Source organism: uncultured Agitococcus sp. (assembly GCF_937920075.1).
Lineage (GTDB): Bacteria > Pseudomonadota > Gammaproteobacteria > Pseudomonadales > Moraxellaceae > Agitococcus.
Window position 1 is genome coordinate 1 of the sequence record NZ_CALETI010000502.1, and the last position, 9,351, is coordinate 9,351.

Sequence of the window (9,351 nt, forward strand, 5' to 3'; positions counted from 1 at the left end):
GACACTCTTTCCCTACACGACGCTCTTCCGATCTGGTGACGAAAATTCATAAACGCCATACCTAAAATGGCATTAATAGCACCCATACTGCCTATTAATGGCGTTACGCTGTGTAAGTGCGATAGTTGATAGACAAGGCCAGTGGTGATACTGCCCAAAACCCATGCACCCATTAATGCACCACTTCCCATTGCCCATTCAGTTGCGATGCCAACAATTAATAACAACAAAACCGAGATAAGCACGTTGATAGATTGATTGTCTAAAAAAGAGTAGGTGACGTAAGTGATTGGCCGAATCCGTTGGGGATCAAGTCCTAAAACCTGACTGCTAAGTCGATCGCGTTGTTTGTCAAATTCAGTGCGAGCAGTTTTCCATGTGCTCAGCTGTTCGGGTTCTAAGTAATTTTCGCCCATCTCATTAATTTGTTGCACAAATTTTCGATCAAAACCCATTTGCTCAGTTAATGCAGCAATATTGTTGTTTTGGTGTGCTTCATTCAGTTTGTCTAAGGTCTCTGCTTGTTGATGTTGTAATAAATGTGTGGGGTACAATGGCCATTCTATAGTTAACAGATTTTGTCGATATTGTTCATGAAGAGCTACTTTTTGATTTTGTTCGGTAGGCATTAACCAAACAAATAAAAAAAGCAAAAGTGCCGCTAATGCCAAGCTTAAACGCGGAGGTTGACGATAATCAAATGGTTTATCACTAGGAACAAGCAGCATGATTTTTCCTTGTTAATCAAAAATAAAGTGAATGCCAACAATAACTAATAAACACGCAAATAGTTTTTTTAATGTTGCTGCAGGCAAATGATGCGCCATTTTTACACCCAATTTGGCAAAGACAAGGCTGGTCATGCTAATCGCAATAAATGCGGGGAGATGAACAAAACCCCATGTTTCTTTGGGTAAGCTAACAGTTTGCCATCCTGACCACATAAAACCTAAAGCACCGCCTAAAGCAATGGGTAAACCACAAGCCGAAGCACTGGCTACGGCATTAGCCATTGCTACACCATGTAAGGTTAGGTAAGGAACGGTAAATGTGCCACCACCAATACCAAAAATAGCTGAAGCTGCACCAATACTTCCCCCAGCAATACCTAAGCCTAAGGTTTTTGGTAGAGGGATATTGTCTAGTTTACCCTTCCAACCAGAAAACATTTGTGCGGCAGTTAATAAAGCGAATAAACCAATAAGAATTTTTAACTCATGTGCGGGAATCTGATTGGCAATTTGTGCACCAACAATAGAACCTATCAGTAGCCAAATAGCCATTTTTTTGACAACAGGCCACAAAATAGCTCCACGTTTATGTTGTGCCAAAATAGCACTGATAGAGGTGCTAATAATACATGCCAAGGATGTACCAATGGCAAGGTGAGTAATAATTGTTGGGCTAAGACCTTGTGCTTTAAAACTAAAAATGAGTACAGGCACAATCACCATGCCACCGCCAATGCCAAATAAGCCAGCAACAAAGCCCGAAAAACAACCGAGTAATAGATAAATAAATAAATAATCCATGAACACAGCAGAAAAATTGAAAAAGGAGGGTCATTATAAAATTATTTGTTTTTTTTACTATGACTTTAACCCTTTTTTAAAAACTTGACGTTTACTTAACAAAATAACCCAATCCTGAAAGGAAAATAACCATGAAACGTCAATATTTAGCCATGATGATTAGTCTTGTTTTAGTGCAAAGTGCTTGCTCATATAAAGAAAGTCAGCATCAAACTAATGAGTTACCTAAGTCAACGCCACAATCAACCAGTCAGATAAAAGAAGAGGATTCAGCATTTGCAGATCAGTTTTCTGCACCTATACAAGAAGCAGCAAATTTAGCCAAAACCAACACAGCAAGAATGCCTGCTGCCAAAGCAAAAATGGCAGAGAGTAAAATGCTGATGGGTTCAGGTTATGCCGTGGGAGGTGCAATGGCAGCCGCACCTATGGTGGTGATGAGCGATAGTTTTACCATGCCACGTGAAGAGCGTGATAAATTTGAACATTTTAAAGATAATCCAATCAAACAAGTCGCTATTGAGCCTGTTTCTACCTTTAGTTTAGATGTGGATACAGGCAGTTATGCTTTAGTGCGTCAGTTTGTGAAGCAAGGGCGTCTTCCTGCCAGTGATTCGGTGCGTACTGAAGAGTTAATTAATTATTTTAGTTATGATTATCCAAAAACCAAAGGTGAACATCCCTTTGCCGTCAATACGGAGTTAACGACTGCACCTTGGCAACCAGATCATTATTTATTGCGTATTGGTGTTCAAGCTCAAGATAGTCATGCTGAGCAAATGCCAGCCGCTAATTTGGTATTTTTGGTTGATGTGTCAGGTTCGATGGATGAGCCAAACAAATTGCCTTTAGTGATTAGTAGTTTGCAAATGCTGACACAACAATTACGCGCTCAAGATAAAGTGTCTTTAGTGGTTTATGCAGGGCGTACAGAAGTGGTATTAGAGCCAACGAGCAATAAAGCAGATATTGTTGCAGCTTTAGCACGTTTACAAGCAGGTGGCAGTACAGCGGGTGCGTCTGCTTTAGAGTTGGCTTATAAAATGGCACGAAAAGGTTATATCAAAGGGGGAGTTAACCGTATTTTGTTGGCAACGGATGGCGATTTTAATGTGGGGGTGACCAGTACCGATCAAATTAAAGATATGGTCAAACGTGAGCGTGAAACGGGTGTGACCTTATCAACCTTAGGTTTTGGTCAAGGAAACTTTAATGATGCGATGATGGAGCAAATTGCTGATGTGGGTAATGGTAATTACAGTTATATCGACTCTGTGAGTGAAGCGCGTAAAGTATTGGTGGATGAGTTAAGTAGCACGTTTAATACTGTTGCCAAAGACGTTAAAGTTCAAATAGAGTTTAATCCCCAACAAGTGAGTGAATATCGTTTAATTGGTTATGAAAATCGTCAATTAAATCGTGAAGATTTTAATAATGATAAGGTCGATGCAGGCGATGTCGGTGCAGGTAAGAGCGTGACAGCCATTTATGAAATCACTCCTAAAGGTGCAGCATCATCGGTTGATCCACTACGTTATCAAAACGAAAAACAAGCATCAGCGAGCAAAGTTGTTCCTGAGTTTGCCTTTTTAAAAATTCGCTACAAACAACCTCATGCAACAAGTAGCACTTTGTTAACTCAGCCATTAATGTTACCCAAAAGTATTACCCCCTTTACAAGTGCGACAAATGACCATCGTTTTGCCACTGCCGTTGCAGGCTTTGGTCAGTTGTTACGTCAGTCACCAAATATGGGTAATTTGAGTTATGGGCAAGTTTTACAAATAGCACAGCAAGCTAAAGGGATTGATAAAATGGGGACACGAGCAGAGTTTATTCAGTTGGTGCAGAATGTTCAGGCATTAAGTCAAAAACCTGAAGCGCAAGCTCAAGCTGAGTAGTTTGTTTAAATGATCTATCCGTTTTCGCTAAAACTTGGTAAATTCGATCAATAAGCGCGTAAAACGGATAGATAATGATAACTACACAGCATGGACAACAGCCTGATGAGCAATTAATGCTTGCTTATCAGGCAGGACAACAAAAAGCCTTTGATGAATTGTATCAACGTTATCGACAGCCTATTTTTGCCTATTTAATGCGTAATATTGGCTCGCAAATGCAAGCCGAAGAAGTTTATCAAGAGGTGTGGTTAAGTTTAATTAAACAACGCACACGCTACACTGCAACATCCAGTTTTAGAAGTTATTTGTTTTGTATTGCGCATAGTCGTTTATTAGATTTTTATCGGCAGCAGGGTAAGTTAGCGGCTAATGACCAACTGCATGAAGATGATGCTACGTTAATCGCTTGTGCGTGGCATGAGCCTGATATGCAACTCGAAGAGCAGCGTTTAATCGCGAAATTGCAATGGTGTATTAGCCAAATTCCAGAAGAGCAACGAGCAGTTTTAGTCTTAAAATTAGAGTCTGAATTAAGCTTACAGACCATTGCTGAGCAGCTCAATATTGCCTTTGAGACCTTAAAAAGTCGTTTTCGTTATGCCCAAGCCAAATTACAACGTTGTTTAGGAGGAGGTGAGTCATGAGCAATAATGATGGCTTAGATACACGCCTACAGCAACTGTATCAGCAGATTCCTAAAGAGCAGCCTAGCCAAGCTGTTGACTCTGCAATTTTACAGGCAGCACAACAATCAATAGCGAACAAAACTTATTGGCGGCCTGTGTGGGGCATTGCAGCAAGTGTGGTGATGATGAGTAGTTTGGTCTGGTATTGGCAGGCACAACAACCACAGGAGTTAGCACGTGCGGTGGCGGTTTCTGCACCTCCACCACAAGCCAAACCCGTTCCACAGAAAACGTTTGAGGACAATGCCGAAGATGAAAATGCAGTCATGGCTGCAGATGAATTTGGGAGTCTTCACGATCAAGTTGTGGAAGAAAAAGTTACCGTTAATAAACCTGCTGAACGCCAATTATTATTACAAGCTAAATCTAAACAAGAGTCAGTCCAGACAGAAGAACTAAGGCAATTACCTGCTGCAGCTCCAGTCATTTCTTTAGAGAAGACACAAGCAGAAGCTGACGCTCTAGTCGCTGAGTCTCAAGCAGAACAGGCCAAACAAGCTCGTGTGATGGCAAGTCCAGCAATGAGTGATAATCTTTCAGCAAAAAGAGAAAAAGTAACAGAGGGTCTAAGTGCTACATTAAATCAAACTCGAGAGGAAAATATAAATAATCAGCGTACAACAGAACAAGTACGGGCGGTTTTTGAGAGAAATTTTGCTCAGTTTAATTTAGTTTATCAACAAGCTTTAAAAGACAAGCCAAGTCTTGGTGAGGGGACAATTCGTGTAAAGTTAACGATTGATGCCACAGGCAATGTGGTAAGCTGCCAAGTAATAACAAGTGATTTTAAGCAAAGTGATTTAGAAACTCAGATTGTTGAAATAGTTAAAAGTTTAAAGTTTGGAGGAGCAGATACGGAATGGTCAGGAGAATATCCTATTAACTTGTATAAAAATTAATAGGATAATTAATCAACTATTTTTTATTCGCTAATAAGACCAATTTCAGCCAATTCCGCAGGGCTTGGTTCATCTTTAAAAGCAAATGCGGCGATTTCCCATGCACCAGTACCTGTATAGACTTGATAAAAGCCATTGTCTATTAATGTGGCTATAAGAGAACTCTCTGTAAAGCCTGTCTTATGAGCGAAAAAGTCATTTCCACTGTGTTCAATTTCTTTGCCCCAACCGTACATCACATCTTGTATTGAAATTGGCCCAGCAGGTGAAACATAAAGTGTATCATTAATATCCATATTATTTTCGACGAAAGCGCGCATCACTGCAGCCATATCAGGCACACGAATATGTGCAAAGCCATCTTTTTTCAAAACATGATTAAAGCCTGCGAGCACTTTTTTAACATCATGGCGAAAATAATGTTCAAGATTATGTGAACAATAAATCGCATTATAAGTATTGGCGGGTAATTTTGTTAATTCTCGTGCATCACATAGCACATCTGGATTAACAGCAGGGTCTATATCTAACCAAACTTGATCCCAATCTTTATAAATATCAGGCAGTGGAATTTCTTTAGAGTTACCACCAACATTAAGTACTTTTTTACGAGCCATATTATTTTCCTTACGCCTAATTTTTATAGATGGCCGATAATAATAATAATTTAAAAACAAAAAAACCAGCATAAAGCTGGCTTTTTCAAATTTGGTGATCCCACGGGGAATCGAACCCCGGTTACCGCCGTGAAAGGGCGATGTCCTGACCGCTAGACGATGGGACCGTATCTGAGGACGCGAATATTATAGGTCTTCAGAAGTGCTGTCAACACTTTTTAGTGATGACCAATGCTTTTGCCATTCTGATTGCTCATTTTTTGATAAACCACCTAAAATATCGATGGCATGACGCAAACGAGCGAAGGTTAAGTCAGCTCCCAAAATGCCCATTGACTCCATCACAGGTGTACTTGATGGGCTACCAGCAATAGCAACAAAGAACGGAAACATAAAATCACGGAGTTTATAACCCAATGCAGCACTCAATTGGCTTAACACCAAACTGATTTGGTCATGATTCCAAATACGTAACTGTTCAAAGTCCCATAGTGCATATTGAAGAATGCGTTTAATTTCTTCAGTGCTCAATTTTTTATGAGTAAATTTATCGGCACTAAGATTAACTGTGCCTGCAAAGAAGAAGCTAGCCCAATTAACGGCGTCCGATAAAGTTTCAATGCGTGGCTGAATTTGTTTGGCCACTAAACTCAAATAGTCACTGTTAATGGCCCAATTTTGGAAGGCTTGCATAAAGTCAGGTACAGAAAGCTCTTTTAGCCATTGTCCATTTAACCAGCTCAGTTTGGCGACATCAAAAATAGGCCCACCCAAAGAAACGCGTTTTAGGTCAAAATGTTCAATCATGTCAGCAAGGCTAAACTTTTCACGCTCATCAGGCATGGACCAACCCATACGACCTAAGTAGTTCAACACAGCTTGTGGCAAATAGCCCATACGTTGATAGTAGGTGATACTGGTTGGGTTTTTACGTTTACTGAGTTTGCTTTTATCAGGGTTACGTAATAAAGGCATGTGACACAACACAGGAGCTTGCCAACCAAAATATTTATAAAGCAATAAGTGTTTAGGTGCAGAGTTAATCCATTCTTCACCCCGAATCACATGGGTAATTTCCATTAAGTGATCATCAACAACATTGGCTAGGTGATAAGTAGGTAAACCATCTGCTTTAAGCAAAACTTGCATATCTACATTTGACCATTCAATATCAATTTTGCCACGTAATAAATCATCGATTTCACACACGCCTTCACGAGGCACTTTCATGCGAATAACGGAGCTTTCGCCAGCCGCCAATTTTTCAGCCACTTCTTGTGCAGAAAGCTGCAAGCAATGACCATCATAACCAAGCATTTGTTTATCGGCTTGTTGTTGTTGGCGTAAAGTCTCTAAGCGATGGGCATCACAAAAACAATGAAAGGCATGGCCATCAGTGACTAATTGATTGGCGTGTTGCTTATAAATAGCACTACGTTCACTTTGACGATAAGGGGCATGTTTTCCGCCAATATCAGGGCCTTCGTCCCATGTTAATCCTAACCACTTTAATGAAGATAAAATTTGTTCTTCAGATTCACGGGTTGAACGTACTTGGTCTGTATCTTCAATACGTAGAATAAATTGGCCACCATGCTGTTTGGCAAAGCATAAGTTAAACAAGGCAATATACGCTGTGCCAACATGCGGAAAGCCAGTAGGGGAAGGAGCAATACGAGTACGAACAACAGTCATGATTGATTGTGCCTAAAGATAAAAGATGGCAAATTATAACAGTAGTTGTCAATAAGCGCGAAAAGCTTAGTTTTATGCTAAAGTATTAATTGATTATTAGTTAAGCAGATACTCAGTCTGCGTTTAAATGAAGAGAATATTATGCCTTTAACTGCTCCAAGTTTAGATAAGGATATTTTTTGGCAATTAATCGAAATTAGTATGGCTTTATCCAGTGAGCGTAATAGTGCGCGTCTGTTTGAGAAAATTTTAGATGCAGCACAAGATATTACCCATGCGGATGGCGGAACCTTATATCTCTTAAAAGAAAAAGCAGGACATCATGTCTTAGAGTTTGAAATTTTACGTAATAACTCTTTAAGTCTGACGTTGGGCGGTTCTTCTGGACGTAAAATTCCTTTTGCGCCGTTGCCACTGTATCGAGAAGATGGCTCGCAAAATCATAATAATATTGCTACTTACACGGCATTAACTAAAAAAATGGAAAATATTGAAGATGCTTACTATGCCGAGCATCTTGATTTCTCAGGGACTAAGGCTTTTGATGCGCGTGCTAATTATCGTTCCAAATCATTTCTAACCGTCCCTTTGTGTAACCATCTTAATGAAGTTATTGGTGTTTTACAGTTAGTGAATGCTAAAGATAAAAACACTGGAGAGACTATTTCTTTTTCACATAATTTAGAACCAATTGTTGCTGCATTAGCGTCAAGCGCAGCGATTGCGTTAGAAAACCAAATTTTATTGCAAGATCATAAAAATTTATTAGATGCTTTTATTCAAGTGATTGCTCAAGCCATTGATGCTAAGTCTTCCCATACATCTGCTCACTGCCAGCGTGTACCTGCTTTAACCGAGTTAATTGCTCAAGCCGCCTGTGATACTCAAGACGGGGCATTAAAAGATTTTAATTTGGACGAAAGTGATTGGTACGAATTACGTGTTGCTTCATGGCTGCATGATTGTGGCAAGTTGGCAACACCCGATTATTTATTAGATAAAGCAACCAAATTACATTTATTAAATGATGGTATAGAAACGGTCAAAGCACGTTTTGTGGCGTTAATGTCACAAACAGAAACGCAATATATCAAACAAATGCTGACTGATCCCTCCCAACAAGAAACTTTACAACAACAGCTCAACCAACTTATTCAAACGCTAAAAGAGGAGTGTGCTTTTATTGAGCTTGCCAATAAAGGTGGTGAGTTTATGAGTGCTGAGGCGAAACAACGCATCAAAGATATTGGCCAACGAAGTTATGTTGATCATCAAGGCCAATTACAACGTCTATTAACTGACAAAGAAATAGAGTTTTTGTGTATTGAGCGTGGCACTATTACTTTTGATGAGCGTCAAAAAATTAATGACCATATGAAAGTCACTATTCAAATGTTGGAGTCTTTGCCATTTCCTAAAAATTTGAAAAGAGTACCAGAGTATGCAGGTGGACATCATGAAAAAATGGATGGTACGGGTTTCCCGAAAGGCTTAAAACGCGAGCAAATGTCGTGGCCAGCGCGCATGATGGCGCCGAGCAAGCCGGTGGCGCCATCGAGTGTGGGAGCGGGTCGGGGCGCGCTACGCGTAGACAGCCGCGCGATCGCCCAGTCCGCGATGCCGCCCACGATCTGGCCCAGACGACGGCGCAGGTGGAAAGCACGTCGACCGAGCTTCTGGCGGCGTCCACCGAGCAGCTGCGCGAAATTCGCGAAACCGGCCAGTCGGTGCTGGACATGGCGGCCCGAATCAACGTGGTGTCATCGCAGGCCCAGGAATCGGCTTCGGTGGCGCGCAACTCTCTGATGGCCGCGGAGTCGGGCCTGTCCGCGGTGCAGTGGAACACGTCGACGGGCGGCGACGTGGTCGGGCCGACCCTCTTCGGGCACGCGGCCGCTCGGGGTGGGTTCGCCGTCGGGGCCATGACCGCCAAGGCCTCGCCCACCATCGAGACGTTCTCCTCCCGCGGCCCGGCCACGTCGTGCTGGGAACCGGCACTCGGCTCCACCCCGGCCGCG

At 41.4% G+C, this 9,351-nt stretch carries 8 protein-coding genes and 1 tRNA gene; 5 read left to right on the plus strand and 4 right to left on the minus strand.

All coding sequences use genetic code 11. From position 1 onward, the window contains the following. Positions 1-740: 740 nt before the first annotated feature. Positions 741-1,532, minus strand: a complete 792-nt coding sequence (locus tag Q0212_RS16710) for a sulfite exporter TauE/SafE family protein (RefSeq protein WP_297927634.1) — start codon at positions 1,530-1,532, stop codon at positions 741-743. 131 nt (positions 1,533-1,663) lie between these two features. Between Q0212_RS16710 and Q0212_RS16715 the strand changes: the two genes are divergently transcribed. The 3 genes from Q0212_RS16715 (at position 1,664) to Q0212_RS16725 (ending at position 5,021) form a co-directional block, all read left to right on the plus strand. Next, complete coding sequence (locus Q0212_RS16715; protein WP_297927636.1) at positions 1,664-3,433, plus strand: VWA domain-containing protein; 1,770 nt, start codon at positions 1,664-1,666, stop codon at positions 3,431-3,433. A gap of 74 nt (positions 3,434-3,507) precedes the next feature. Further along, complete coding sequence (locus Q0212_RS16720; RefSeq protein ID WP_297927638.1) at positions 3,508-4,080, plus strand: sigma-70 family RNA polymerase sigma factor; 573 nt, start codon at positions 3,508-3,510, stop codon at positions 4,078-4,080. Continuing rightward, on the plus strand, positions 4,077-5,021 hold the full coding sequence (locus tag Q0212_RS16725) for an AgmX/PglI C-terminal domain-containing protein (protein ID WP_297927640.1): 945 nt from the start codon (positions 4,077-4,079) through the stop codon (positions 5,019-5,021). Before Q0212_RS16720 ends, Q0212_RS16725 begins: the two co-directional genes overlap by 4 nt. A 23-nt stretch (positions 5,022-5,044) precedes the next feature. Here the strand turns inward: Q0212_RS16725 and Q0212_RS16730 are convergent, their stop codons facing one another. The 3 genes from Q0212_RS16730 to gltX all read right to left on the minus strand — a co-directional run bounded on the left by Q0212_RS16730 (position 5,045) and on the right by gltX (position 7,333). Next, positions 5,045-5,638, minus strand: coding sequence for a methyltransferase domain-containing protein (locus tag Q0212_RS16730; RefSeq protein WP_297927642.1), 594 nt, complete (start codon positions 5,636-5,638; stop codon positions 5,045-5,047). Between the two features lie 92 nt (positions 5,639-5,730). Further along, positions 5,731-5,805, minus strand: a tRNA-Glu gene (locus tag Q0212_RS16735). Between the two features lie 19 nt (positions 5,806-5,824). Further along, a complete protein-coding gene (gltX, locus tag Q0212_RS16740; protein ID WP_297927644.1) occupies positions 5,825-7,333 on the minus strand; it encodes a glutamate--tRNA ligase in 1,509 nt (502 codons plus the stop codon). A 141-nt stretch (positions 7,334-7,474) separates the two neighbouring features. Here gltX and Q0212_RS16745 point away from each other — a divergent pair, with 141 nt between their 5' ends. Then, on the plus strand, positions 7,475-9,139 hold the full coding sequence (locus tag Q0212_RS16745; RefSeq protein WP_297927646.1) for an HD domain-containing phosphohydrolase: 1,665 nt from the start codon (positions 7,475-7,477) through the stop codon (positions 9,137-9,139). Beyond that, positions 9,121-9,351 (plus strand): hypothetical protein (locus Q0212_RS16750; protein ID WP_297927648.1); only part of this gene is annotated, 231 nt, incomplete at its 3' end. The genes Q0212_RS16745 and Q0212_RS16750, both read left to right, overlap by 19 nt.

Excerpts from the sequence above, each read along its gene's own strand:
- gltX (WP_297927644.1), bottom strand. The coding sequence starts at position 7,333 with ATGACTGTTGTTCGTACTCGTATTGCTCCTTCCCCTACTGGCTTTCCG.
- Q0212_RS16710 (WP_297927634.1), bottom strand. The coding sequence starts at position 1,532 with ATGGATTATTTATTTATTTATCTATTACTCGGTTGTTTTTCGGGCTTT.
- Q0212_RS16715 (WP_297927636.1), top strand. The coding sequence starts at position 1,664 with ATGAAACGTCAATATTTAGCCATGATGATTAGTCTTGTTTTAGTGCAA.
- Q0212_RS16730 (WP_297927642.1), bottom strand. The coding sequence starts at position 5,638 with ATGGCTCGTAAAAAAGTACTTAATGTTGGTGGTAACTCTAAAGAAATT.
- Q0212_RS16725 (WP_297927640.1), top strand. The coding sequence starts at position 4,077 with ATGAGCAATAATGATGGCTTAGATACACGCCTACAGCAACTGTATCAG.
- Q0212_RS16745 (WP_297927646.1), top strand. The coding sequence starts at position 7,475 with ATGCCTTTAACTGCTCCAAGTTTAGATAAGGATATTTTTTGGCAATTA.
- Q0212_RS16720 (WP_297927638.1), top strand. The coding sequence starts at position 3,508 with ATGATAACTACACAGCATGGACAACAGCCTGATGAGCAATTAATGCTT.